Origin of the sequence: uncultured Merdimmobilis sp. (assembly GCF_902471145.1) — a bacterium.
In the GTDB taxonomy this organism is placed as follows: Bacteria; Bacillota; Clostridia; order Oscillospirales; family Ruminococcaceae; genus Merdimmobilis; species Merdimmobilis hominis.
This window is the reverse complement of record NZ_CABRJC010000014.1, coordinates 1-22960: the sequence shown is the minus strand read 5'-3', so window position 1 is coordinate 22960 and position 22960 is coordinate 1. Positions and strand designations below refer to the sequence as shown.

Below are 22960 nucleotides of genomic sequence, written 5' to 3'. Positions count from 1 at the left end.
TCCTTTCTTTCAGCCGGGTCTCAGCCTAGCAGTTGATTGATCGCACCCAGCATAGCCTCCCTGCCGTCGGGAAGCTGGCCCTGGATGGTGTATTTCCCCAAAACGGTGGTGTCCATGTAAAAGCAGTCCTTCACCGTCAGGTTTTCCAGCAGGAGCCGCTCCTCCAGCAGCATACCCCGGTAATCGAGGGCGTCAAACTCCCCCCGCTTTTCTGCTTTATACAAGGGGGTGCCTGGCCAGAGTTTCAGCGCCAATGCCCAAATGCATTTGGGGTGGGTCTTATTCAGCATCCGGGCGGTTTCAATGGCGTGGAGGTTGCGGAAGGTCTTCCCCCCCAGCCCCAAAATGATGGTCAGGTAATAGCCAACCCCCAATTTGTCCAGCCGCTGGAGGGCCGTCAACGTATCAAAGGAGGTGATCCCCTTGTTCACCATTTCCAGGATGGAATCGCTGCCCGACTCCACTCCGATGTGCAGGTCGCACAGACCCATGCTCTTGAGCAGGAGGATATCCTCATCGCTTTTGCGCAGCACGTCGTCGATCCGGGCATACATGGCGATCTCCTCCACGTTGGGCATGTGGGCGTGGATCAGGTCAAAAACCTCCACCAGCTGGTCGGTGGAGAGGACAAAGGCGTTCTCCCCCAGCAGGAACACCCGCTTAGCGTCCCGATCCAGGAGGCCGAGCATCCGGGCGTTGAACTCAATTTTGTCCATGGGGTGGATGGAAAAAGCGTCCTTGGCAAAATCACAGAAGGTGCATTTTCCCCAGCTGCACCCCAAGGCTACCTCCAACATGGCGCTGCCCTCCTCCTGGGGCGGGCGGTAGACGGTGTCATGGGAATAAATGGAGGCATACATCTCTTCTCGGGTCATCGCTGCACTTCCTTCCTGCGCGCGGCAGCGGCTGAACAGCTGCCGGCCATCCTTTTTTTCGCCGCATTGGCACAGATTTTCCACGGCCTATCCCTTTGGGACCATTATAGCATGGAAAGGGGAAAAATATCCACCCCAAAGAAAAATGGAAAGTTTACTTGACATTGCAGAATGCGTGTGCTATCCTATGGATGTAAAGTTAACTTTCCACTTCAAATACAAAGAAGGTGACCACTTGAAAAACCGCTTAGAGGAGTTCCGCAAACAGCGGGGTATCCGGCAGGAGGAATTGGCGGAGATTCTGCAGGTCTCCCGCCAGACCATCGGCTCGTTGGAAAACGGCCGGTACAACCCCTCCATCCTGCTGGCTTTTAAAATCGTCCGGTTCTTTGGAACCGCCATTGAAGACATATTCCTCTACGAAGAGGAGTAGGCCCAACCCTCTTGCACACCTAACCCAAAGGAGGTACCCTTTTATGAACAACACAAAGCTTTGGCTCAAATACGGCCTTGTCGCCCTGGCTGGCGGCGTCATCGTTTTCTTCGGCCTGCGGGACTTCCCCGACAGCCCCTACCTGATGGGTCTGGGCTTCGGGCTGCTGGGCTCGGTGGCCGGACAGGTCATCCGCACCCTGTACTGGGCTATGCCCTCCCACCGGGAGGAGCGCCAGCGCCGGTTGAAAGAGGAAAAAATCAATCTGGCCGACGAGCGTAAGATCATGCTGCGCCATCTGTCCGGCTACCGGATGAACCAGATCATGTTTCTGGTCAACTGCCTGCTCTGCACCTTTTTTGGGCTGATGAAAGCCCCTGTCTATGTAATTGCCACCATGGTGCTGGTGTTGGTATTCCAGTACCTGTGCGGGGTCGTCCTCTTCCACCGCTACAGCAAGACCATGTAACACACCGTGCCCAAACCCCCATAAAAAATCCCCCTTCCCATCTTTGTTTCGGATGGAAAGGGGGATTTTGCCGCAATTGGACAGCGGTTTACCCGCAAAACAATCTGTTACTGCCGCCCCAGAATCGCCTGAACCTCTGGATCCACCCCGGCTACATAGTCCTCGTAGGTCTGGGCCACCGGCTGGTCAGGATAGAGGGAGTCTTTCTCATAACCGGGGATCAGCTCGAAGTACTTGGTGGAATAGTACACCTGAACGGGGGTGTTCTTCAGCTGGAAGCTCTGCAGCTCCCCATAGCCGTTGACACTGCCCCCGGTCTGTTCGCCCACCAGCACGGCATCCAGTGCCTCCTGGGCCTGGATGGAATTGATGATAGCTGAAGAGAAGGTGTTCCTTCCAATAAGGACATAGACCTGGAAACCCTGCTGCTCCTTGAGCTCTCCCAATTTCTCGATCATCGGCTCAAAAATCCGGGAATCACCGCCGGTGTTGTACCGCAGGTCGAGGATCACCTTGGTGTACTGCCCGGCGCAAAGGGCATCGGAGGTGAGTTCCACAAACTCGGCCATGGGCAGGTCTTCCGCCTCCTGGCAGGTGTTGTATTGGAGGAAAAAGGCCCCGTCCCCTAAATCCAAGGTGCGGTAGTAGCCCCTCGCTGCGGTGGCAGGAGTCTCTCTGCGCTCCACCTGGAGGATGGTGGCGGCAAAGATCTCCTCCTCGTTCATCCCCTTGAGGGGGAGGGTTTCTTCCGGGCTGCCCTCCCCTTTCTGAATGGTCAAGGTGATGCTGTCTGCATCCTCCCCTACAATGCCCAGGTACTTTAGGGCATCCAGGAAGTTGATGGTGTTGGAGAACTGCTGACGGGCCCAGGATTCATTTTCATAGCTCATAATGGTCTTGGCCTTTGCATATACCTCGTCGATGGGGGTCCCGTCGATGGCCAGAAGCCGGTAACCCAGGTACTGCTGGTTTTGCTCTTCCAGCATCATCAGATGCCAGCCATCCTCAAAATACATCACCGCAAAGGGGAGGGCGGTCAGATGACGGTAGTTGGAATCGGTAAAACCCAGGCTGGTGTGAGCGTCCCCCACCAAGGAGAGAAGGCGCCGCAGGGAATAGTAAAACTGGCCCTCGCTCATGCCCGGCAATTCTGCCCGCACCTGTTCCACCTCTGCCTGGAACTCCTCTTTTGAGATGTTGGCATAGAGGTTTTTGTGGTTTTCCTCCAGGGTGGAGGTGAAGAGATCCAAATCCTCTTCCATGGGGGGTTTTTCCACCCCGGAGGACTGGGTGCTCCCGCTGGAGCCAGAATTCCCAGCGGCGGGGCCGCAGGCGGCCAGCAACACCGCCAAAACGGCGAGAAGGGCCGCAAGTTTTTGTTTCATGGAATGTACCTTCCTTTCCGATTCCTCTCCAGGAGGGATTTCCTCGGGCGGCGTTCCCCGTCTGGGGAACCCCCCATGTGCCTATTATGCCTGCCGCCCCTAGATGGCCTGGGCTACCGCTTCGATGAGGGCGGTGAACTTCTCAGTCACCTTGCCGGCGGTCTCGCTGACCTCTTCATGGCTCAAAGGCTGGTCCAAAATTCCCGCCGCCATGTTGGTGATGCAGGAAATGCCCAACACCCGCATCCCCATGTGGCGGGCGACCATCGCCTCCGGCACGGTGGACATGCCCACTGCATCGCCCCCCAGGGTGCGCACCATGCGGATCTCCGCGGGGGTCTCATAGGTGGGGCCAGTCATCCAGGTGTAAACCCCGCTTTGCAGAGAGAAGCCCAGTTCCGCCGCCTTCTGGTGGGCCAAAGCCCGGTATTCTTTGTCATAAGCGGTGGAGAGGTCGGTGAACCGCTGTCCCCAGCCCTCCAGGTTGGGCCCGATGAGGGGGCTCTGCCCGGTCAGGTTGATGTGGTCGTCAATGACCATCAAATCCCCGGGTACAAAGGAGAGGTTGACCCCGCCCGCCGCATTGGTCAGGATGATGGAATCCACCCTCAGGGCGTGGAGCACCCGCACCGGCAGGGTGACTGTCCGCAGGTCATACCCCTCGTAGTAATGGAACCGGCCCTGCATGCAGATCACCGGCTTCTTGCCGATGTAGCCCGCCACAAACCGGCCGGCGTGGCCTGCCACTGTGGAACGGGGGAACCCGGGGATGTCGGCATATTCCACCGGGATGGGATTTTGGAGCCGGTCCGCCAAACCACCCAGCCCAGAGCCCAAAACAATGGCCAGTTCCGGTTGAAAACCGCCCAAAGTGCGGCGGATATAAGCCGCGGAATCCTCTACCCATTTTATATAACGTTCATTTTCATACTGCATAAGCTGCCTCCCAACGATATTTGTACCCAGTATATCAAATTCTCGCCTCCTTGGGAAGGAGAACCCCACAAGACCCCGAAGGAAGATTTTTCTTCCCCATTCCACGGCCAAGGTGTATAATGAGGGTAACAAATTCGACACCATTTCCGAAAGGAGACACTTATGAAGCGTAAACAACTGGGCCGCACCGGCCTGATGGTCACCGAGAACTCCTTTGGCGCCCTGCCCATCCAGCGCATCGACAAACAGAGCGCGGTGGAGCTCCTCCACATGGCCTACGACGGTGGAATCAACTTCTATGACACCGCCCGCGCCTACTCGGACAGTGAGGAAAAACTGGGGGAAGCCTTCCACGACCGGCGGGACAAAATCGTCATCTCCACCAAATCCATGGCCAAGGACAAAGCCGGCCTCCTAAAGGATTTGGACGAGAGCCTTCGCATGCTCCGCACCGATTATGTGGACATCATGCAGCTGCACAACATCCAGTCGGTTCCCGACCCGGAGGATGAAAACGGCCTGTACCAGGGCCTGCTGGAGGCCCAGCGCCAAGGCAAATGCCGGTTCATCGGCATCACTTCCCACCGCCGGGCCATCGCGGAGGAAGCGGCTAAGAGCGGCCTTTACGATACCATCCAGTTCCCGGTGTCCCACATCTCCCCCCAGGAGGACATCGACCTCATCGCCCTGTGCAAAGAGCTGAACTTGGGCTTCATCGCCATGAAGGCCCTCTCCGGCGGGCTGCTCACCTCGGCGGAGGCGGCATATGCCTTCTTCCAGCAGTTTGACAACGCGGTCCCCATCTGGGGGATGCAGAAAAAAGAGGAACTGGCCCAGTTCCTGGACTGCGCCCAGCGGGAAGTCACCCTCACCCCGGAGCTGGAGGCGGTCATCGCCAAGGACCGGGAGGAGCTGGCCGGCAACTTCTGCCGCGGCTGCGGCTACTGCATGCCCTGCCCCCAGGGGATTCAGCTGAACACCATCTGCCGGCTTCCTCAGCTGCTGCGCCGCTCCCCTTGGCAGCAGTACATGAACGAGTATTGGACTGCGGAACTGGCCAAAGTGGAGACCTGCCTCCACTGCGGGCTGTGCGAATCCCGCTGCCCCTACGGCCTCAAATGTTCCCATCTGATCGCCGAGAACCTGGAGGATTGGCGCCAATTCCGCAAGGAAAAAGGCATCGCAGACTAACAGCTGTTCCAGCGGCTTGGGGCCAAAAAATCGTTTTTCCCAAAAAACAAGATCCCGGGGACGACGTCCCCGGGATCTTTCCTTTTATTTGCTGGCGTTGATGTATTTGTCCACATTGCGCTCCACCACGCAAAACGGTGCGGCGCCGCTCTTCAGAATGGCTTCATGGAACGCCTTTTGATTAAAGCTGTCCCCCAGCTCCTTCTCTGCCTTCCGGCGGAGGGCCATAAACTCCTCATACCCCACATAATAGGGCTGGAAAGCACAGGGGGTGGATTGGAGCTGCTTGTACTGGGACTCATACAATGCCTCATCCCCCAATTCCAGGCCCATTTCGGTCAGGAAATCCTGAAACTCCTGGAGGGACCAGCCGTCGTAATGAATGCCGATGTCCGACAGGACGATGGCGCAATAGGTGTAAAGTTCCTGTTGCCGGTAGGCATCCAAAACCCTTGGGTCGATCCCATCCAAGTACTGAAACGCGGAGTATTGGGCATAGACGGCAAAGCCTTCGCTGTACGCCGGCGAGTTTGCCAGCGCCTTGCGATAGGGGGAATCCAAATTTTCATAGGCATAGGCATAGGCATTCTGGTACATATGGCCTGGGTAGCCCTCATGGGCTACCACGCTGTAGGTGTAGATGTCATCCACGCCCCCGATATCCGGGTTGACCCGCAGCTGTTTATCCCCGGTGTCGTCGATGGGCGGGATGTTAAAGTAGGCGGCCACCCCAGAATTGGCAATCTCCTCGTTGATGTTGACGATGTTGTAGTCCAAATTGCTGACCTCTGGGTAATCCCGGTACATCTTCCCCTGAATGTTGTCCAAAATAGCGGTATAGCTGCCAAACCCAGTGGTGGGGAAGTTGACAAAGGATTCATAGAGATCCGGGTTTTCCAGGATGATTGTCTCAATGCCTTTGTCATACCGGTTGCAGGCATCCTCCATCATCTGGCGAATCTCCTCCACCGACTTGTTGCTTCCCACATTCTGCTGCAGGAGGAGTGTGTAATACTCCTTGCCATATTCAAAATGGGCGAGCCCCTCTTGGTTGTTGTCGCCGGATTTGAGGGCTTCCATGGTGGTGATAATCTCTTCATATGCGGGCAGGAATGAATTTTCAAACGCCTCTTTCAGCTCCGCTTTGTAGCGGCTGGCTGCCTCTTTGTCCAGCTGCAAAGCGTCAATATTCGCATTCATGGAGTGGAGCACCGCGCTGTTTTCCCCCGCGGCGGTCACCCCCTGGCAGTATTGGATGACACCGTCCAAATCGGTCATCAGCAGGCCCTTTTCCTCCTGCTTCCGGGTGTAGTCCAGCAGGCTGTCCACATACGGCTTGACGTCGCCGACCACCGCGATTAGGTCCTTGACATCCTGTTCACTCCGCAGTTGCCAATCGGACAGCAGTGTCGGGATCTGGGTGTGCAGCCCCGTTGTCGATCCAAACGCCTGCTGGTAATAATCAAATTTGGGGTCACACAGTTTGGAGTCCAAATCAATCTGAAATTGGTAGATGTCATAGGTATCCTGTTGTTCCTCTGTCAGCAGTTTGCGGTCGAAGGTCTGGAATTCCTCCCGGGCCGCGGCCACATCCTGGGCTGTCTTCTCGATCGTTTGTTCATCTACCCGAAGGCCGAGGCCCACCTCCACAGCACTGGGGTCCACCCCAAAATCCTCCGGATGAATGAGAAATATATGCATACTCGGATAGTCGCTCTCCATGGTATCCACAAATTCCTGCTGGATGAATTGGTCAAACCGTTCCTGTTCCCCTGTGGCGTCCTTTTTGCTGCATGCAACAAGGGAAAGGGCCGCCAACGCGCCCAGCAGTAGAGCGCTGCATCGTTTGAACTGTTTCATGGTATTTCCTTTCCGGCACATCTTCAACCTTTTGTCCATTTGTCTCTGCGATTTGGCGGGTATAGAAAAAACTGCGTAAACAAAGACTTGTTTACGCAGAACTTTTTGGAGCGGATGACGGGAATCGAACCCGCAACCTCAGCTTGGGAAGCTAATATTTTACCACTAAACTACATCCGCATTGCTATATTATTATGCATCAAATTTTGGAAAAAGTCAACCCAATTTCATCGACAGAATTTTTACTTTTTCCATGGCCCGCTACCGGTGGGCAGTGAGATAGGCTTCATATTGAGCGTTGAGCCACTCCCCTGCCCCCTGCAAGCCCTGGTCGCTCATCTCCACCCGGGTTTCCGCCAGTTTGGGTGCAACCTCAAAACAGTAGGTCTCGTAGGTGTACACCTGGATACCGTCCCCATCGGGGATCATCATATAGCGGAAATTCCCCAGGCTTCCGCTCAATTTGTTCTTGCTCTGGAAAAAATCCACACCGCGAAAGTCAAACTCAACCTTTCCCATAACAATCTCCCTTTCCACTGTCAGCCCGGCTCAGGCCCGCTACTCAAAGATACCGGCGCAGCAATAAAAAAAGCATAACAGCCACAACGTGACCATTATACCAGCAGGAAGAAAAAAAAGCAATTTTTACTGGTGAATCCTGTCCAGCCGTTTATTCAGCGGCCAGACCCAGTGGTATCCCCACTTTAGTTTTGCAACAAGTCCTTTACATCCACGTTTAAAACATGAGCCAATGCCATCAGTTCAATATCTGTGACGAAGCGCTGACCGCTTTCAATCCGCTGGATCGCATTTTTATCGATGTCCAGCCCTGCCACCTGAAGCATTTCTGCCAGCGCCCGTTGGGAGACTTTAGGAGTCATACGTTTGCGAAGCCGTGCAACCTGTTTTCCGCAGATGTTGTTCTTGCCATCACTGGTCTTATTGATGAACATACTGCACCTCTTGACATTACAATTGCCAACAGTAACAGTATATGTTATACTATATACAATATTGACATTTAGTAAATGTCAAATTATCCGGTCCTTTTTTCCTTTATTTTCTTCCCAAGTCGGATTTTCGAGAAAGCAAGGGAAAATTCCCTTCCCCGCTGGACCTGCCGCAGAAAGTCCCCTCTTCCTGTATCGAGATGTGTTGTAAAGGAGTGCTGCCGTTATGTTTGAATTGGAAGATCTGGGCCGGATATTCTCCGGCCAAAGCGATCTCTGCCGGATTTTTGACAATTTTCGCCTCGTCGACCCTCAAAACGGCCTCTCCTACCGCTTGGACCAAGGGAAGCTGGTCTTATTGGCCTGCCATGGGGATCCCACTGAAGGCCTTGCCCGGCAATCCCAGCTCCAGCGGCGGCAGCTAGCCAAAGTGGAATTGCGGGACCAAAAGGCGAAGCTGCTCATCGCCGTTCCCATCACCTGCCTTTGCCAGCCCATGGTGCTGGAATTGGAGAAAGAAATCGCCGGCCCTGGAGGCGATTTCCAGGCCGTTTGCTCCAACTGCGGCAATATCCCTGACATCCTGCTGGAGCTGGGGAACCTGGCCTCCACCGACTCCTTTACCGGCTTATATAATAAAAACACCTTGGAACTCCGGCTGCGGCGCAATCTACAGGAGGCAAGGGACACCGGCCGCAGCCTGTGCGCCGCTATGGTGGATATTGACAACTTTAAACAGATCAACGATCTGTATGGCCATACCTTTGGAGATGAGGTCATCCTACAGATTGTGGCCCTGCTGCGCAGGCATACCGACGGTGGGGAAAACTGGTCCGCCCGGTTTGGCGGGGATGAATTTCTGACCATCTTCCCCGGAGAGGACCTTCCCTGTGTCCAGCGGCGATGCGACGCCTTGAAACAGGACATCGACCTCTTTCCCTTCCGGCGGGGGGATCAGCCAGTATCGGTGAGCGTCAGCATCGGCACGGCAACCTTTGATCCTCAAACCGATACCCTATCCCAGTTTCTGGACCGGGTGGACCGGGCCATGTATCAGAAGAAAAAACAAAAGAAAGCCGTTCAATTGTAAGAAAAAATTCCTTCTTCTCCAGCCTGATCTCTGCTATACTGATGGGGAACGCAGAGGCTATAGGCAAGGAGGCAGAACAATGATTGTCACAACAACAAACAATGTGGACGGCCGCCCGATTTTGGATTACAAAGGGGTTGTCTTTGGCGAGGTAATCACTGGAATCAACATGTTCCGGGACATCGGCGCGGGGATCCGCAACATCTTCGGCGGCCGCAGCCAGGGGTATGAAGAAGAACTCCAGGCCGCCCGGGAAGAAGCCATCCAGGAGATGTGTGGCCGCGCCCAGCAAAAGGGTGCCAATGCCGTTGTCGGGGTGGATGTGGACTATGAAATCCTCGGCTCTGACAACGGGATGCTAATGGTCAGCGTCTCCGGAACTGCAGTGGTCATCTAAAAAGCCAAGAAAAACGAAAGGCCCCCGGCAGATGCCGGGGGCCTCTTTTTCTGTCGCAATACTAGCTCAGGCAGACTTTTTCAGCTTCCTCAGGGTGGAAGTCGTTTTTCATATCATAGGTGTTGTGGCTGGTGGAATCCCGCAGGACACGGCCCTTCAGGGAATAGCAGCGGATAAACCGCCGGCCGTCCACGCTGGTCCAGTGCTCCACATCCCAGGTCAGGTACCCGTCGGAGTCGGTCTTCTCCTTGGGCAGGTACAGGTCAACCTGGCGTCCTTTGACCATAAAATCAATTAAGCCGTTGTAATCGGTGTCCAGCTCGGTCTTATGTACGGTGTCAACAACATGCATTTTTTATTCCTCCCGTTTCAAAATCGTTCCATACTCCCTTATTATATGCGATACCGCCCCAAAATTCAAACCTATTTTTGCCAGCTGCCAGAAATTGTGGCATCTTCCAAAAATGAGGTGGCCAATTTGGGGTTACATCCGCAGCCGCTTCTGCATCAGCTCGGGGTTGGTGGAGAAATGAAGGGCTGTCTCCGCCGTGATCTTCCCCTGCTGGCAGAGGCCCAGGAGGGAGCTGTCCATGGTGATCATCCCTTCGCCCGATGAGGTCTGGATCACCGTGTCCATCTGGTGGACCTTGGATTCCCGAATCATGGTGCGAATGGCGTTGTTGAGGAACATCACCTCACAGGCGGGGACCACCTGGCCGTCCACTGTGGGCACCAGCTGCTGGGAGACCACAGCCTGCAGGGTCATAGAGAGCTGCACCCGGATCTGCTGCTGCTGGTTGGGCGGGAAGGCGTCGATCACCCGGTCGATGGTCTTGGCCGCCCCGATGGTGTGCAGGGTGGAGATGACCAGGTGCCCTGTCTCCGCTGCGGTGATGGCGGTTTTGATGGTCTCATAGTCCCGCATCTCCCCCAGCAGGATCACATCCGGCGCCTGGCGCAGCGCCGCCCGTAGGGCGACTTCGTAGCTGTCGGTGTCGGTGGAGACCTCCCGCTGGCTTACCACGCTCTTTTTGTGGCGGTGCAGGTATTCGATGGGGTCCTCCAAGGTGATGATGTGGACATCCCGGGTTGTGTTGATGGCGTCAATGATACAAGCCAAAGTGGTGGATTTGCCGCTGCCCGCCGGGCCGGTGACCAGCACAAAGCCCTTGGTCATCCCCGCTATGCGCATCACATTATCCGGGATGCCCAAGTCCTTGTAATCCGGCAGTTCAAAGTTGACCACCCGGATCACCGCAGCCAGGGAACCCCTCTGTTTATAGGTGCTGACCCGGAACCGGGAAAGCCCGGGCAGGGAGAAGGAAAAGTCGTCATCCCCGTGTTCCAGCAGATGGTTGGGGGAATGGCCCTTGGAAAGGCCATAGATGGCTAAAATCAATTCATTGGTCTGTGCGGGGGTCAGTTTCTCCTCGTTCTGATGGCGGATCTGCCCGTTGATCTTATAGGAGAGGGGAAGGCCGGCCACCAGGAAGATATCGGCCGCCTTGCTTTTCACCGCGCCGGATAAAATCTGTTGAATATCCATAGATACACCTGCTTTCGCTTGCTGTTGCTTAAGGGACCCAGACGTCCAGGCTGTCGTCCCCCACCCATTCTTTGGTGATGACCACCCGCCATTCCTCCACCTCCAAAGTGAGGGCGGCCAGGGTCACCCGCAGGGCCTGCCGGTCATCCAAAGGGAACTCTTTTTGCAGGGTGCCCTCCTGCCGCTGCCAGCCCATCTGTTCCAGTTTGACGGCATCCCCCTCCGCTGCGTTGACCTCCCGGGCGGCTTTGGCGTCCGCCTCATAGTAGACGTTTACGGCCTGGGCAGTCTTTTCCGACAGCTTTAAATCCGCTTTGGCAGACACCAGGGACAGAGAGGAGAGGGCGGTGAGGCAGACGGCCACAAACACCATGACGATGGAGGCGCTGCCGATGGGATAGCGTTTCTCACTGGCCAAATCCGCCCCCTCCTTCCCGATGCAGGGGCACCGCTTCGATGGAGAAGAGGGTTTCCTCCCCTTTTTTCACAGTGATGCGGGTGGAGCCATCCCCTTGGTCCAGCAGCTCCATCCGGTAGACGGCGCCGGAGGGGGAGCCGGAGATGGGCCGCCAATCTTTATCATACTCCACCACCGCCTGTCCTTCTCCAGTTGGGGTGAGGTATTCCAGCCGCTGCCAGCCCTCCGGGCTGGCCTTCACCGTTTCCGCCGCCGATTGGGCGAGGAACACAGCTTGGCTTAAATCCACGCTTCGGCTGCTGGTTTTGTGGGCTCCCACAAAGATGCTGATACAGACCGCCGCCGATGCGGCGAAGAAAAAGATGGCCACAATCAATTCCATGAGGAAGAGGCTGGATTTGTTCTTGGTTTTCATCGGTCCTCTCCCCCTTTCATAGAGCGCAGAGACAGGGTGAGCCCCAATTTCTCCCCTTGGGGGCCAATGGCCTCCACCCGGAGCAGGCCGTCCTCCTCCCACATCGAAAAGGCGGTCAAAGTCAGGAGCTCTACCCCGTCGGCGGCAGTGAGGCCGCTGTCCTTGGCAGTGTACAGCTCCCGCAGGGAACCCTCATACCAGTAGATGGCGGTGAAGTACCGGCCATCCCCGTCCCCATCCTCCAGAATCAAAGCGGGCTGGCCGGTGATCTCTGAAAGATAGACCCTCCCGGCGGCATCGTGCTGCCGCACCTGGTTGGCCACATAGGCAAGGCAGGTGCGCTGGTTGTAGTTTTCATCCATCTGGCGGACGGTGTTTTGGTACACATTGGCCCCAAAGAGGAGTGCCATCACCGCCGACGCGGCAAACACCAGAAACAGCGCCAAGGTGAACAGCAGGTCGGCGATATGGGTTTGTTTTTTCATCTCCAAAAGCCTCTCCTCCTATTCCTCCCCGTCCTCCAGGGCGAAGACGGTGATATCCGGCATCAGGTTGGAGGCGATCACCGTGTAATGAACCACATACTCCCCTGCCTCAATGCCGTAGTTTTCTTTCAAATATTCCAGGGAGGGAGGGTACTCCCCTTCGATGGCATAGCACTGGACTGCCGCCCGGCGGATGGCCTGCTCGGTCACCCGGACCCCCTCCTCGGCGTTGCGGGCCTGTAAGTCCCCCATGCCATACCACAGTGCCGCCGCCAAGATCAGAAAGGTGCCCACCGGCACCAGATAGCCCAGCCATTTTCCCTGTGCCTTCATACAATTCCTCCCAACTTGGGGAACCCCTCCCCAACAGCAGCAGCCGGGACCCCAAAGGCAGACCGCCCCGGGACCTCGGCTGTCAAATTCGGATTAGATGATGGAGGACATAACCCCCATCAGCGGGAGCATCACCGTCATTAGGATGAGCCCAATGACAATGGAGAGCACCGCCACCATGGCCGGTTCCACCACCCCGATGGCCCGGGAGAGGAGGTCGTCCAGCTGCTCATCGCACCGGCGGGAGATCTCCTCCATCACCGTGTCCAGCTGGCCGGTCCGCACCCCGACGCCCAGCATCCGGGAATACATGGCGGGCAAGATCCCCGCCTTGGCGATGGATTCTTCAAAGGCCTGGCCTTCGTCCATCCAGCGGCGGCATTCTTCCACCTTCTGCCGCATGGGGGGATAGTCCACCAGCCGGGCGGTCATCTCCATGGATTCATCCAAGTCAAGGCCGCTTTTCAAGGTCATGGTCATGGCCGAGGAAAAGCGCCGCATAGCGCTGAGCGTGGCGAATTTCTTCCAGCCGAAGCTGGCGGCGGACCACCGGGCAAAGGCTGCCCTTCCCGCCTGGGTGCGGCTGTAAAGCCACACACCTAGAAGCGCGGCGGCCAGGATGCCAACCCCCGCAGCGGAAAACCGGCCCAGCCAGCTCCCAGCCGACAAGAGGCCCTGGGCCACTGGGGACATCACTGCCCCCAGCTGCTGGAACACCTGCTGGAAAATGGGCAGGACCTTGGTCAGCAGCAGAAATACCACTGCGGCCATCATCACCAGCATCACCGCGGGATAGGCCACCGTGCTTTTGATGGTTTTTTTCAGATCTTCTTCTTTGGTGTAATAGCGGGACAGTTCAAAGAGGACGTCGTCCAGCCGGCCGGTGGTCTCGCCAATGCGGCACATGTCCACCAAGTACTGTGGGAACCTCCCCGCCTGTTCCAGGCTGGAGAAAAAGGGCTCCCCCAAATCCAGCCGTTCCGCTAGGGGGGAGAGCCATTCCCGCTCCGATTCCGCCGCATCCTCACAGAGGATGGACGCGCCTTCCCCCGCCGGGATGCCGGAGCGCAGAAGGAGGGCCATTTGCAGGCAAAAAGCAGAAAGTTCTTGGGCTGGCAATGTTTTTTTGGTTGCAGCGGGCCGTTGGGTCACCATGCATTCAGGCTCCTTTTTTGGCAGGTTAATAGGTGTATTTGCTGCGGTAGTTGCGGCCGTCGCCGATGTACTTCATGATTTCCGGGCTGGATTTGCCATTGGAGGCAAAGGTGGGGTCCATCAGCTTCCAGCTGGTGCCGTCAAAGTAGATCATGTTGTTCACCCAGCCCACATTGGGGATATAGGTGTTGATCCATGCGTGGTACAGGTCGCCGGTGTAGCCCACTACCAATTTGGTGGGGATCCCCTGGCTGCGGAGCATAGCGGTCATCAAGGCTGCATAGTCAAAGCAGATGCCCTTGCCGGAAGAGAGCACCGAATCCACCTTTGGCAGGTACCCAGAACTGACCGTGGCGGCTTTGGCGTCATCATAGGTGACATTGTTGATGACAAAATTGTACACATTGGCGATGGTCTCCAACTGGTCGCCGGTGGGGCTGGCCAGTTCAGCAGCCTTCTTCACCGCCTTGCTGTCGGCGTTGAAATCCACATACTGGTTGGGATACAAAAATGGGGTGAAATTGTTTTTTAAGGTCACTGAAAAGGTGGTGCTGTAGGCCTGGGCATATTTGTTGCCCGAAACATTCTCAAACACCTTTACGGAATAGGAGCCGTCCCCTTCGCTCAGGGGAAACACCTCATAATTGCCCTTGTTGTTCAAATCATAGGTGTAGGTGGTGTTCTTGGTAATCTGCACTTTGATGCGGCTGGAAGAAGATCCAGTGTACTTCACCGAGACGTAGCCTTCGCTGGCGTTGGAAGCATCGATGGAGGCGCTGCTGTTGGAGTACACCGTAATGCCCGGATTGGTGGGGACCTTGACATAGGAAACCTGGGGGATCTTATCCTTGGGCACCGCCTCCTGCTCGATTTCCACCAAAGCGGAGCTGTCCCCTTGGCTCTCCACCTCCTGAGGGGCCGACTGGCAGGCCGTCAGCGACAGCAGCATAGAGACAGCCAGCACCGCTGCCGTGGTTTTATAAAAATGAGTTTTCATTCAAAAATCTCCCTTTTCACACAGAACTCGCCGCCCTGCTACAAGGCGGACTTTTGCCATAAAACAATTTTTTACAAGAAAAAATGATCGTTTTACCTATTTTTATTATATATCATTGGCATGGCCCTGCACCAGTACATTACCATACTTTTGGGAAAAAATCTCGCCAATTTTTCTCCATATTGTGACTACTTCCCTTGTACAGATATGCCAGCGGAGGAACCTCTTCCCTCCGTCGGGTTCCTGGGGCGTCCCCCGCGCCATAAATTGGGGCTGAAGAGGCTTCCCTTGTAAATCAGCCTTACGAACGAAAAATTTGTCTGGTATGGCTAGCTCGCCCCAGGGGAAACTACCATTGAGGTGATAACATGCCCCAGGAAAGCGCATATTTTATTGTAGAACGAACCGCAGGCAAGCGGAACCTTCAGGAAGTTAAAGCCAAGCTGGACACCATCCACGGCGTGACATCCGCCGCCGTCAATCCGGACCGCCGGCTAATCGCCGTGGATTATGACAGCTCCGGCACCTCCTACGATGAGATTGAGCACTGTCTCAACAATCTGGGGTATCAGATTGCGGCAGATGCCAGCGTGATTCAGAGCCGATGACCTCATCCCCTCCCCCGGCTGGGGGAGGGGATTCTTTTTCCTCCCTTTCTTCCGCGGGGTTTCCCTCCGGCCTTTGGTGAGAGAAACCCTCCGCAGAAGTGGACGGCGTACAAACACCCCTCATGGGAAAGGCATGCTTCCCCATCCCCTGTTAAACCCGCAAAACAATGCCCTTTTGTCCCCGAAAAAAATTGTTTAAACAGAAAAAATTCGTCAAAAATAGATGGCTTTCATCATTCTTTGTGCTATAATAAAAGTGGAAAAGTTTCTAACCGATTCCCATAACAAATCACCAACCGCAACGCTCGCCGCTCAAAATGGGAATGCATCGTATCCCGATCCCGTCTGGCTCCATTGGGGAGGTGCCTATCTTGACCTCCCTCTTAGCCAACTTCAGATAAGCCGGGTTTTCCCCCATTGATAGACCGGGCCTTACCCGCAAACGGGCTGTTGCACACATTTTTGATAAGGAGGGATTCTCATGTTTGACACCCGTTTGAAAGAACTGCGCACCGGTGCCGGCTTGACCCAGGCTCAGCTTGCCAAACAATTGGGCGTCACCCAGAGCACCATCGGCAACTGGGAGAGCGGCTGCCGCGTGCCCCGCACCGAAACTGCGCGCAAAGTGGCTGCGTTTTTCGGTGTTTCCACCGATTACCTGCTGGGGGAGGATTCCCCTGTCTCCTTTGGGCCGGATGGGGAATCCATGCCAGACATCTACTTCCGTCTGGCCCAGGGCGCCAAGGCCCTGGATTTGACCCAACACGATGTGGACCTTCTGCTGGGCATCGCCCGGGAGATCAAGGACAAAGAGAAAAAGTTCAAAGAAAGGAATGAGCGGCCATAGAAAGCTATGCCACCAAAGCCCAGCTCTACCGCCGGGTAGACGAAATCCGGCGGGAGCATGGATTTACTGCGCCCTTTGACCCCTTTGAAGCCGCTCAGCAGCTGGATGTGCCCGTGCGGCTTCTGGATTTTCAAAGCACACGGCTCTGCGGCGTTTTGATCCGGGGGGAATTCCTCTCCCAAATCGCACTCAACCAAAACGCCTCTTTGCCGAGCCAGCGCTTCACCTTGTCTCACGAACTGTCTCACTATCTACTTCACCAAAATCACACGCAATTTCTCTGCGATGGCTGCGAACGCTCTCCGCTGGAATGGCAGGCCAATGAGGCTGCGGCGGAGCTGCTTTTGCCCTATCGTATTTTTTTGCCGATTTTGTCGAACATACGTTCTAATTCTAACCGGTTGTCGGGTTTGCTCGAACTGGCCCAGCGCTTTGGAGTCAGCACCCAGATGGTCCGAAACCGGGTGGAATCCCTCTCCTATGAGCTGTGGCAGTACAACCGCGGCGTGCCGGTGGACAAGCTGAAATTGATCTCCCGCAGCCGCCAAACCCGGCTTGGCTTGCCCCGCGGCCCGGGGCCGGATTACTATTTTTCCCGTCCTTCCATTACCGTCTGGGACGATGGGGTCTAACCCAGTTTCTTCCTGCCGCAAACTCCCTGGTCCAAACGCTGTTAACTGCACCGCGGGGTGAAATAATAAAGGGGAAAGGAGCTGTTTTTTCATGCAAAAAAAACACAAGCCCATCCTCCCCTACGATTCCCCGGACGGCCAGCCCTATGAAGAGCTGTATGGCGTGGCCTCCAGCACCGAGTGCACCGGACTCATCCCCAGCGCGCCCCTCGACCCTGCTGAGGTCTCCTCTTATCAGGCGATCTACGACGTGCCGATGAGCAAAAATGCCAAAGCGGCTGACCACGGCCTACAGACCGAACACCGTGCCCACAAATAGTTTTCCGCCCAGTGGGGCGGTACATACTGGTCTTTCTTTACAATCTTCCCCATGCTTTGCTATAATAAGATAAAACGGTAAACTAAGGAAGCAGGAGGAAGCAACAGCATGATGAAATATTTTGACTTTGAAATCTGCGGCGTAAAACGCAAGCTGCCCTATGTAAAAATTGCAGACGATAAGGCGCTGGCCAGCTTTGTGGTCATCTCGGACACCGAACTGGTACAGGCCGTGGCGCCGGAGCTGGTCAAACGGCTTCCCGAGGTGGACTACCTGATGACCGCCGAGGCCAAGGGCATCTGCCTTTGCTATGAGATGAGCCGCCTGCTTGGGATGAAGGAATTCATCGTCGCCCGCAAGTCCCTCAAGCCCTATATGCAGGATGCCCTCTCCCACAAGGCCTGCTCTATCACCACCCAGAAGGAGCAGACCCTGTATCTCAACGGCTGCGACGCCGAGAAGATCCGCGGCAAACGGGTCGCCCTCATCGACGATGTCATCGCCACTGGGGAATCCCTGGCCGCCATTGAGGGCCTGGCGGTAGAGGCAGGCGCCCAGGTGGTCGCCCGCGCCGCCATCCTGGCGGAGCTGGGTGCGGTGAAGCGGGACGACATCATCTTTTTAAAGGAGCATTTTGTCTTTACCCCCCACGAGGACGGCACCTTTACCCCCATCTCGGTGGACTAAGCCGAACATCGTTTCTGCCGGTCTTTGGAGGGATGTTATATAAAAGTTGAAAAAGAAACTCCAAAACCATTAGGTTGTAGTGCAGTCCAATAAGAAATAGAAGCCCCCTTCTTCCTGTGGGAAGAAGGGGGCTTCTCTGCTGTTTTGTCCCCTGTGCAAGAGGACCGGCGAAGCCAAGGCCATCCGCGGCCGCTGTTATTTCCAGAACTCAAACCATTTGCGGGGGACGGTTTTCACTTCGGTGTGGGCCTCCCTCTGGAAGGCGATCTGGGGGCGTTTTTCCTCCGGAGCTACCGGCTGTTTCGGGGTCTTCTGTTCCCCTTTGGGCGCTCCCTGGCGAGCCGGTTTTTTCGCTGGGCGCTGCTGGGGGGCTCCTCCCTGTGCCCTCTCCCTACTAGAGGCAGGTTTCGCCGGGGATTCTTTTTTCTGGGAGGACGAAGGGTTCTTTCGCTGGGGCGCTTTTTCAGCCGGCTCCACCGCGCTCCCCTCCCTCTGGGGCCGGGCGGGGTGTTCTCCCCGCGACAGATCTTTTTTCTCTAGCTGCCGGGCCGGCTGTTTCACTTTTTTGGGAGCGGCCTTCCCCTGTTGCGGCTCCCGGGCCCTGCGGGGCTGGGGCGGCTGCTTTACCGTGGGCTCGAAGATCTCCATGGGGTAGGGGTGGCCCTCCACCACGGGGATCTGTTTGCGAATCAGTTTTTCAATATCTTTCAGGTTTTCCTTCTCATCAAAGTTGCAGAAGGCGATGGCGGTGCCTCCTGCCCCTGCCCGGCCCGTCCGGCCGATGCGGTGGACGTAGGTCTCCGGCACGTCGGGCAGGTCGTAGTTGAACACGTGGGAGAGCTCGTCGATGTCGATTCCCCGGGCGGCGATGTCGGTGGCGACAAGAACCCGGATCTCCCCTTTCTTAAACCGGGAGAGGGCGGCTTGCCGCGCCCCTTGGGATTTATCCCCATGGATGGCCGCAGCCCCAACCCCCGCCTTTTGCAGCAGTCGGGCCACCCGGTCCGCGCCGTGTTTGGTGCGGGTGAATACCAGAGCCGACGTGATAGCTGGGTCCTGGAGCAGGTGGATCAACAGCTTGGGCTTGTTGGCCTTGTCCACAAAGTAGACCGACTGGTCAATGATCTCCACCGTGGAGGAGACCGGAGTCACCATGACCTTCACCGGATTTTTTAAGATCGTCTCCACCAGTTTGATGATCTCCTGGGGCATGGTTGCGGAAAACAGAAGGGTCTGCCGCTTCTGGGGCAGCTTCCCGATCACCCTCTTCACGTCGTGGATAAAGCCCATATCCAGCATCCGGTCGGCTTCATCCAGCACAAAAATCTCCACCTTGGAGAGGTCGATGTACCCTTGGCCGATCAGGTCATTGAGCCGGCCCGGGGTAGCCACCAGAATATCCACCCCCTGTTTGAGTGCTTCCACCTGAGGCACCTGGGATACCCCACCAAAGATGACGGTGGTGCGGATGGGCAGATGCCGGCCATAGCTCTGGAAGCTCTCGCTGATCTGGAGGGCCAGTTCCCGGGTGGGAGTGAGCACCAGGCCCCGGATCGGCCGGATTTTCTCCCGCACCGGCCGCCCATACAGAGTTTGGAGCATGGGGCAGGCAAAGGCACAGGTCTTGCCAGTGCCGGTTTGGGCACAGCCCAATAGGTCGCGCCCTTCCAGCACCGGAGGGATGGCCTTCTCCTGAATGGGGGACGGGGCGGTGTAGCCCTCTTCCGCCAGCGCCTTCAGGATAGGGGCAGCCAAGTTCAGTTGTTCAAATTTCATATAAAGTCCTTTCAAAAAAGGGTAATTTCCCTCTGTGGTTGTTGTTGCAACGCCGGAGCCTTACCGACCGCCGCCGTGGGATTATTGTAGCATGGGCTGGAAAAAAATTCAAGCAAATTGGGGGCATTGCAAGAGATCCGTCCTCAATTCATACTGCCTTCTTGCCGGGTTCCATCCATTAAGGCGTAGATAATCGACAAATATCTACTCAATATAAATGGTCAAAGTGTTAAAATATTCTAAAATTTCTTTCTTTTTGTTGCGATATTGCCAACTTTATATTATAATAAAGTTGTTAGTTTTGAATGTATTGAAAATTGAAATGCAAGGAGGTCCCCCATGAAAAAACGTTTTTTTTCAACCCTTGCCCTTATGCTGACTGCAGCAGTAGCGGCAGGGCTGTTTGCCGGATGCAGCAGCAGCGGCAGCGGCGATAAACAGGTCGTCAACATTCTCTCCGCCAACTATGAAGACCAGATCGCATTGCAGCTGGACTATCTGCGGGAAATTTACCCCGATGCAGAAATCAACATCACCTATATGTCCTCCGGCAAGCTGGCTGCAAAAATCCAGGCGGAGGGAGCCGATTCTGAGGCTGACATCCTCCTCTCCCTCTCCAGCGGCTATGCCAATCAGCTGAAAGACGGCGGCTACCTGCGGTCGTTCACCCCCAAGAGCACTTACAAAGCCGAATACACCGACCCGGACAATGTGATCATCCCCAACGGCGTTTGGTCCGGTGCCATCCTGGTCAACACCCAAGAACTGGAAAAGTTGGGCCTTCCGGAGCCCACCTCCTATGAAGACCTGTTGAACCCTATTTACAAAGGCCACATTGTTATGAGTAACCCCAACACCAGTTCCACCGGCTACTTCTTCCTCCACGGCATTCTGGGCTTGTACGGTGAGGAAAAAGGCTGGGAGTATTTTGACAAACTGAGTGAAAACATCTTCCTGTTCGGTGAATCCGGCTCTACCCCGTCCTCGATGGTCGCCTCGGGCGAAGCCGCCATCGGCCTGGGCATCGATTACGAGGGCCTTCTGCTGCAAAGCGAAGGCAAGCCGGTCAAAGTCCTGTTTGCCTCTGAAGGCGCCCCTTATGACTACGACACCGCTCTGCTGGTCAACAAGAAAGAGGAACCCTCCCAGCTGGTACTGGATGTATTGGACACCATCACCAGCGCCGAGGGCAACGCCGTCTTCAACAACTACAACCTTTCCGTCATCGAAGGCGGGGAAAACCGGGGCGAGTACCCCGAAAACTTCAAGCTCCTGGATATGACTGACATCGCTGACCCGGACTTGAAGGCGGAAAGAGCACAAAAATGGAGTGAGCGGTATGAGTAATGTCTTAGACATCGTCGGTGTAAATAAATATTTTGGGCAGCAGCATGCCCTGAAGGACATCAATTGTTCCATTGAAAAAGGGCAGTTCATCTCCATCCTGGGGCCCAGCGGATGTGGCAAGACCACTCTACTGCGGGTGATGATGGGGCTGGAATCCCCATCATCCGGCCAAATCCTCCACCACGGCAAGGACATCACCAATCTGCCGCCGGACAAACGGGGTTTCTCCATCGTGTTCCAGGATTACGCCCTGTTCCCCCACATGACCCTATATGACAATATCGCCTACGGCTTAAAGCTGCGCAAAACTTCCCCCGAAGCAATTCGGGGGAAAATTGAGCCCATGCTTAAAATGCTCAAGCTGGAACGGGCCGTCAAGAAGTACCCCTCCCAGTTGTCCGGCGGCATGCAGCAGCGGGCTGCCATCGCCCGGTCACTGGTTCTAGAAAACGACCTCCTTCTTCTCGACGAGCCTTTCTCCGCATTGGACGCCATGGTCAAGGTGGATTTGAGCGAAGAGCTCAAAGAGCTTCAAAAACAGTTCGGCATCACCATGATCATGGTCACCCACGATCAGGAGGAAGCCCTCTCCCTCAGCGACCGGATCATTCTGATGCGGGCGGGGGCCATTGTAGCGGACGACACCCCGGATGGACTGTACGCCAGCAAGGACGATCCCTTTATCCGGTCCTTTGTCATCGACCAGATCGACAAGCGGGCGCGGTATATCTGGGAGCTTAAAGGGGGCGGAGCCTCTTGAAGAACAGTCCCACTACAACCCAGCGCAAACCGTATTTCCTCTTAACCGCACTCATCGCCATCGTGTTGATGAACTTGGTGCTGCCGCTGTTGGCACTGTTGGCAAAATCGGTGGACTACACCCCGTTTTACAAAGGGTTTGCCACCGTCCTCTCCAGCAGCACCACTCGGAGCGCCATCTTCAACTCCCTGAAGGTCACCCTTATCTCCTGCGTGATCTCCATCAGTGCGGCCTTTTTCTTCGCCTATATCGTGGAGTATAAACTCTCCCACAAAATGCGGGTGTTCTTCCGCTTTTTTGCCCTGATGACCATGCTTGTCCCCTCTATTACCCACGGTATTGTCATCGTGTACCTGTTTGGCAAGATGGGCATCTTCACCCGGCTGTTTGGGCTGAACCTTCCCATATACGGCCCTCTGGGCATTGTGATGGGCAGTTTTTTCTATGCGTTTCCCACCGCCTTCTTGGTGCTAAGCCAGGGCTTTGCCAATCTGGACGGCCGCCTTTTTGAAAACGCCGTCATCCTGGGCGCCAAGCCGATGCGCCGGTTCTTTGACGTGGTGTTGCCGGTGATGAAGTATTCGGTGTTCTCTGCCTTCGCCGTGGTTTTCACTATGGTGTTCACCGATTACGGTATCCCCCTGTCAGTGGGTGGTACATACTCCATACTGCCGCTTCTCTTCTACAAAAACGTCATCGGCATGCTGGATTTTTCCAAGGGCGCCATTTACAGCACCATCATCCTAGTGCCGGCTGCTGTGGTGTACCTGCTGGACATCTGTTATTTCAGCAAAAAGCAAGCCCAATCGGCCCACAACCTGCGCCCGGTGAAATCCGGCCCCTTTCACCCCATCCAGAAGCTGTTCTTCGGGGTAATCTCTTTGATAATCGCCATCCCTATCGTCATTATCATCGCTGCCCCCTTTATCGAGGGATGGCCCTATGACCTGACTTTCACCCTGCGCCATTTCCAGCGGATCATCTCGGTGGGTGCCCTGGGGAAACTGGTGGCCAATTCCATCCTCATCTCCCTGCTGACCGGCCTGGTG

At 55.8% G+C, this 22960-nt stretch carries 28 protein-coding genes and 1 tRNA gene; 13 read left to right on the top strand and 16 right to left on the bottom strand.

Going from position 1 to position 22960, the window contains the following annotated elements:
• Positions 1 to 20: 20 nt before the first annotated feature.
• Positions 21 to 875, bottom strand: a complete 855-nt coding sequence (locus RDQ42_RS07625) for a radical SAM protein (protein ID WP_054331716.1) — start codon at positions 873 to 875, stop codon at positions 21 to 23.
• Positions 876 to 1110: 235 nt separating this feature from the next.
• On the opposite strand from RDQ42_RS07625, the gene RDQ42_RS07620 reads away from it, so the two are divergent.
• Positions 1111 to 1308 carry a helix-turn-helix transcriptional regulator gene (locus tag RDQ42_RS07620; RefSeq protein WP_308588511.1) on the top strand — a complete coding sequence of 66 codons (198 nt, stop codon included), beginning with the start codon at positions 1111 to 1113 and terminating at the stop codon, positions 1306 to 1308.
• A 43-nt stretch (positions 1309 to 1351) separates the two neighbouring features.
• Positions 1352 to 1777 (top strand): hypothetical protein, encoded by a 426-nt coding sequence (locus tag RDQ42_RS07615; RefSeq protein WP_231358133.1) that lies wholly within the window; start codon positions 1352 to 1354, stop codon positions 1775 to 1777.
• Positions 1778 to 1884: 107 nt separating this feature from the next.
• On the opposite strand, the gene RDQ42_RS07610 is transcribed toward RDQ42_RS07615, so the two are convergent.
• The gene (locus tag RDQ42_RS07610) at positions 1885 to 3162 is read right to left on the bottom strand and encodes a hypothetical protein (RefSeq protein WP_308588510.1); all 1278 of its coding nucleotides are present in this window, start codon (positions 3160 to 3162) and stop codon (positions 1885 to 1887) included.
• A 99-nt stretch (positions 3163 to 3261) separates the two neighbouring features.
• On the bottom strand, positions 3262 to 4098 hold the full coding sequence (locus RDQ42_RS07605) for a purine-nucleoside phosphorylase (RefSeq protein ID WP_308588509.1): 837 nt from the start codon (positions 4096 to 4098) through the stop codon (positions 3262 to 3264).
• A gap of 162 nt (positions 4099 to 4260) precedes the next feature.
• Between RDQ42_RS07605 and RDQ42_RS07600 the strand changes: the two genes are divergently transcribed.
• Positions 4261 to 5289: an aldo/keto reductase gene (locus RDQ42_RS07600; protein ID WP_308588508.1), complete on the top strand. Its 1029-nt coding sequence runs from the start codon at positions 4261 to 4263 to the stop codon at positions 5287 to 5289.
• Positions 5290 to 5373: 84 nt separating this feature from the next.
• On the opposite strand, the gene RDQ42_RS07595 is transcribed toward RDQ42_RS07600, so the two are convergent.
• From RDQ42_RS07595 to RDQ42_RS07580, 4 genes are all read right to left on the bottom strand, one after another.
• Positions 5374 to 7149, bottom strand: coding sequence for a DUF885 domain-containing protein (locus RDQ42_RS07595; protein WP_308588506.1), 1776 nt, complete (start codon positions 7147 to 7149; stop codon positions 5374 to 5376).
• Positions 7150 to 7255: 106 nt separating this feature from the next.
• Positions 7256 to 7329, bottom strand: a tRNA-Gly gene (locus RDQ42_RS07590).
• A gap of 81 nt (positions 7330 to 7410) precedes the next feature.
• Positions 7411 to 7668, bottom strand: a complete 258-nt coding sequence (locus RDQ42_RS07585) for a hypothetical protein (RefSeq protein ID WP_054331530.1) — start codon at positions 7666 to 7668, stop codon at positions 7411 to 7413.
• 185 nt (positions 7669 to 7853) lie between these two features.
• A complete protein-coding gene (locus RDQ42_RS07580; RefSeq protein ID WP_071427942.1) occupies positions 7854 to 8102 on the bottom strand; it encodes a helix-turn-helix domain-containing protein in 249 nt (82 codons plus the stop codon).
• Between the two features lie 223 nt (positions 8103 to 8325).
• Between RDQ42_RS07580 and RDQ42_RS07575 the strand changes: the two genes are divergently transcribed.
• Positions 8326 to 9189: a GGDEF domain-containing protein gene (locus tag RDQ42_RS07575; protein ID WP_231358127.1), complete on the top strand. Its 864-nt coding sequence runs from the start codon at positions 8326 to 8328 to the stop codon at positions 9187 to 9189.
• Positions 9190 to 9268: 79 nt separating this feature from the next.
• Positions 9269 to 9586 carry a putative heavy metal-binding protein gene (locus RDQ42_RS07570; protein WP_054331528.1) on the top strand — a complete coding sequence of 106 codons (318 nt, stop codon included), beginning with the start codon at positions 9269 to 9271 and terminating at the stop codon, positions 9584 to 9586.
• 61 nt (positions 9587 to 9647) lie between these two features.
• On the opposite strand, the gene RDQ42_RS07565 is transcribed toward RDQ42_RS07570, so the two are convergent.
• The 8 genes from RDQ42_RS07565 to RDQ42_RS07530 all read right to left on the bottom strand — a co-directional run bounded on the left by RDQ42_RS07565 (position 9648) and on the right by RDQ42_RS07530 (position 14935).
• The gene (locus RDQ42_RS07565; protein ID WP_054331527.1) at positions 9648 to 9938 is read right to left on the bottom strand and encodes a hypothetical protein; all 291 of its coding nucleotides are present in this window, start codon (positions 9936 to 9938) and stop codon (positions 9648 to 9650) included.
• Positions 9939 to 10070: 132 nt separating this feature from the next.
• Positions 10071 to 11132: a type IV pilus twitching motility protein PilT gene (locus RDQ42_RS07560; protein ID WP_071427940.1), complete on the bottom strand. Its 1062-nt coding sequence runs from the start codon at positions 11130 to 11132 to the stop codon at positions 10071 to 10073.
• Positions 11133 to 11160: 28 nt separating this feature from the next.
• Positions 11161 to 11550: a hypothetical protein gene (locus RDQ42_RS07555; RefSeq protein ID WP_231358119.1), complete on the bottom strand. Its 390-nt coding sequence runs from the start codon at positions 11548 to 11550 to the stop codon at positions 11161 to 11163.
• Positions 11540 to 11965, bottom strand: coding sequence for a hypothetical protein (locus tag RDQ42_RS07550; protein ID WP_054331524.1), 426 nt, complete (start codon positions 11963 to 11965; stop codon positions 11540 to 11542). Before RDQ42_RS07550 ends, RDQ42_RS07555 begins: the two co-directional genes overlap by 11 nt.
• Entirely contained in the window at positions 11962 to 12450 is a 489-nt protein-coding gene (locus tag RDQ42_RS07545) for a DUF4860 domain-containing protein (RefSeq protein ID WP_231358217.1), read from the bottom strand. The genes RDQ42_RS07550 and RDQ42_RS07545 overlap by 4 nt, the downstream gene beginning before the upstream one ends.
• 18 nt (positions 12451 to 12468) lie before the next feature.
• Positions 12469 to 12783, bottom strand: a complete 315-nt coding sequence (locus RDQ42_RS07540) for a hypothetical protein (protein ID WP_054331522.1) — start codon at positions 12781 to 12783, stop codon at positions 12469 to 12471.
• 93 nt (positions 12784 to 12876) lie between these two features.
• Positions 12877 to 13938: a type II secretion system F family protein gene (locus RDQ42_RS07535; protein ID WP_195254306.1), complete on the bottom strand. Its 1062-nt coding sequence runs from the start codon at positions 13936 to 13938 to the stop codon at positions 12877 to 12879.
• Positions 13939 to 13963: 25 nt separating this feature from the next.
• Positions 13964 to 14935, bottom strand: coding sequence for a transglutaminase family protein (locus RDQ42_RS07530; protein ID WP_231358118.1), 972 nt, complete (start codon positions 14933 to 14935; stop codon positions 13964 to 13966).
• Positions 14936 to 15303: 368 nt separating this feature from the next.
• Between RDQ42_RS07530 and RDQ42_RS07525 the strand changes: the two genes are divergently transcribed.
• The 5 genes from RDQ42_RS07525 to RDQ42_RS07505 all read left to right on the top strand — a co-directional run bounded on the left by RDQ42_RS07525 (position 15304) and on the right by RDQ42_RS07505 (position 18028).
• Positions 15304 to 15543, top strand: coding sequence for a heavy-metal-associated domain-containing protein (locus RDQ42_RS07525; protein WP_054331518.1), 240 nt, complete (start codon positions 15304 to 15306; stop codon positions 15541 to 15543).
• A 481-nt stretch (positions 15544 to 16024) separates the two neighbouring features.
• Positions 16025 to 16390 (top strand): helix-turn-helix transcriptional regulator, encoded by a 366-nt coding sequence (locus RDQ42_RS07520; RefSeq protein WP_054331517.1) that lies wholly within the window; start codon positions 16025 to 16027, stop codon positions 16388 to 16390.
• Positions 16387 to 17022 (top strand): ImmA/IrrE family metallo-endopeptidase, encoded by a 636-nt coding sequence (locus RDQ42_RS07515; protein ID WP_083386463.1) that lies wholly within the window; start codon positions 16387 to 16389, stop codon positions 17020 to 17022. Before RDQ42_RS07520 ends, RDQ42_RS07515 begins: the two co-directional genes overlap by 4 nt.
• Before the next feature lie 91 nt (positions 17023 to 17113).
• Entirely contained in the window at positions 17114 to 17341 is a 228-nt protein-coding gene (locus RDQ42_RS07510) for a hypothetical protein (RefSeq protein ID WP_071427929.1), read from the top strand.
• A gap of 108 nt (positions 17342 to 17449) precedes the next feature.
• Positions 17450 to 18028: a hypothetical protein gene (locus tag RDQ42_RS07505; protein ID WP_054331515.1), complete on the top strand. Its 579-nt coding sequence runs from the start codon at positions 17450 to 17452 to the stop codon at positions 18026 to 18028.
• A gap of 195 nt (positions 18029 to 18223) precedes the next feature.
• Here the strand turns inward: RDQ42_RS07505 and RDQ42_RS07500 are convergent, their stop codons facing one another.
• Positions 18224 to 19804, bottom strand: a complete 1581-nt coding sequence (locus RDQ42_RS07500) for a DEAD/DEAH box helicase (protein ID WP_308588504.1) — start codon at positions 19802 to 19804, stop codon at positions 18224 to 18226.
• Between the two features lie 339 nt (positions 19805 to 20143).
• On the opposite strand from RDQ42_RS07500, the gene RDQ42_RS07495 reads away from it, so the two are divergent.
• From RDQ42_RS07495 to RDQ42_RS07485, 3 genes are all read left to right on the top strand, one after another.
• Positions 20144 to 21151, top strand: a complete 1008-nt coding sequence (locus RDQ42_RS07495; protein WP_231358116.1) for an extracellular solute-binding protein — start codon at positions 20144 to 20146, stop codon at positions 21149 to 21151.
• Complete coding sequence (locus RDQ42_RS07490; RefSeq protein ID WP_071427924.1) at positions 21144 to 21911, top strand: ABC transporter ATP-binding protein; 768 nt, start codon at positions 21144 to 21146, stop codon at positions 21909 to 21911. The genes RDQ42_RS07495 and RDQ42_RS07490 overlap by 8 nt, the downstream gene beginning before the upstream one ends.
• Positions 21908 to 22960, top strand: a 1053-nt coding sequence (locus tag RDQ42_RS07485; RefSeq protein ID WP_308588502.1) for an ABC transporter permease subunit, incomplete at its 3' end; no start/stop codon positions are given. The genes RDQ42_RS07490 and RDQ42_RS07485, both read left to right, overlap by 4 nt.

Excerpts from the sequence above, each read along its gene's own strand:
- RDQ42_RS07625 (WP_054331716.1), bottom strand. The coding sequence starts at position 875 with ATGACCCGAGAAGAGATGTATGCCTCCATTTATTCCCATGACACCGTC.
- RDQ42_RS07615 (WP_231358133.1), top strand. The coding sequence starts at position 1,352 with ATGAACAACACAAAGCTTTGGCTCAAATACGGCCTTGTCGCCCTGGCT.
- RDQ42_RS07610 (WP_308588510.1), bottom strand. The coding sequence starts at position 3,162 with ATGAAACAAAAACTTGCGGCCCTTCTCGCCGTTTTGGCGGTGTTGCTG.
- RDQ42_RS07605 (WP_308588509.1), bottom strand. The coding sequence starts at position 4,098 with ATGCAGTATGAAAATGAACGTTATATAAAATGGGTAGAGGATTCCGCG.
- RDQ42_RS07600 (WP_308588508.1), top strand. The coding sequence starts at position 4,261 with ATGAAGCGTAAACAACTGGGCCGCACCGGCCTGATGGTCACCGAGAAC.
- RDQ42_RS07595 (WP_308588506.1), bottom strand. The coding sequence starts at position 7,149 with ATGAAACAGTTCAAACGATGCAGCGCTCTACTGCTGGGCGCGTTGGCG.
- RDQ42_RS07585 (WP_054331530.1), bottom strand. The coding sequence starts at position 7,668 with ATGGGAAAGGTTGAGTTTGACTTTCGCGGTGTGGATTTTTTCCAGAGC.
- RDQ42_RS07580 (WP_071427942.1), bottom strand. The coding sequence starts at position 8,102 with ATGTTCATCAATAAGACCAGTGATGGCAAGAACAACATCTGCGGAAAA.
- RDQ42_RS07575 (WP_231358127.1), top strand. The coding sequence starts at position 8,326 with ATGTTTGAATTGGAAGATCTGGGCCGGATATTCTCCGGCCAAAGCGAT.
- RDQ42_RS07570 (WP_054331528.1), top strand. The coding sequence starts at position 9,269 with ATGATTGTCACAACAACAAACAATGTGGACGGCCGCCCGATTTTGGAT.
- RDQ42_RS07565 (WP_054331527.1), bottom strand. The coding sequence starts at position 9,938 with ATGCATGTTGTTGACACCGTACATAAGACCGAGCTGGACACCGATTAC.
- RDQ42_RS07560 (WP_071427940.1), bottom strand. The coding sequence starts at position 11,132 with ATGGATATTCAACAGATTTTATCCGGCGCGGTGAAAAGCAAGGCGGCC.
- RDQ42_RS07550 (WP_054331524.1), bottom strand. The coding sequence starts at position 11,965 with ATGAAAACCAAGAACAAATCCAGCCTCTTCCTCATGGAATTGATTGTG.
- RDQ42_RS07545 (WP_231358217.1), bottom strand. The coding sequence starts at position 12,450 with ATGAAAAAACAAACCCATATCGCCGACCTGCTGTTCACCTTGGCGCTG.
- RDQ42_RS07540 (WP_054331522.1), bottom strand. The coding sequence starts at position 12,783 with ATGAAGGCACAGGGAAAATGGCTGGGCTATCTGGTGCCGGTGGGCACC.
- RDQ42_RS07535 (WP_195254306.1), bottom strand. The coding sequence starts at position 13,938 with ATGGTGACCCAACGGCCCGCTGCAACCAAAAAAACATTGCCAGCCCAA.
- RDQ42_RS07530 (WP_231358118.1), bottom strand. The coding sequence starts at position 14,935 with ATGAAAACTCATTTTTATAAAACCACGGCAGCGGTGCTGGCTGTCTCT.
- RDQ42_RS07525 (WP_054331518.1), top strand. The coding sequence starts at position 15,304 with ATGCCCCAGGAAAGCGCATATTTTATTGTAGAACGAACCGCAGGCAAG.
- RDQ42_RS07520 (WP_054331517.1), top strand. The coding sequence starts at position 16,025 with ATGTTTGACACCCGTTTGAAAGAACTGCGCACCGGTGCCGGCTTGACC.
- RDQ42_RS07510 (WP_071427929.1), top strand. The coding sequence starts at position 17,114 with ATGCAAAAAAAACACAAGCCCATCCTCCCCTACGATTCCCCGGACGGC.
- RDQ42_RS07505 (WP_054331515.1), top strand. The coding sequence starts at position 17,450 with ATGATGAAATATTTTGACTTTGAAATCTGCGGCGTAAAACGCAAGCTG.
- RDQ42_RS07500 (WP_308588504.1), bottom strand. The coding sequence starts at position 19,804 with ATGAAATTTGAACAACTGAACTTGGCTGCCCCTATCCTGAAGGCGCTG.
- RDQ42_RS07495 (WP_231358116.1), top strand. The coding sequence starts at position 20,144 with ATGAAAAAACGTTTTTTTTCAACCCTTGCCCTTATGCTGACTGCAGCA.
- RDQ42_RS07490 (WP_071427924.1), top strand. The coding sequence starts at position 21,144 with ATGAGTAATGTCTTAGACATCGTCGGTGTAAATAAATATTTTGGGCAG.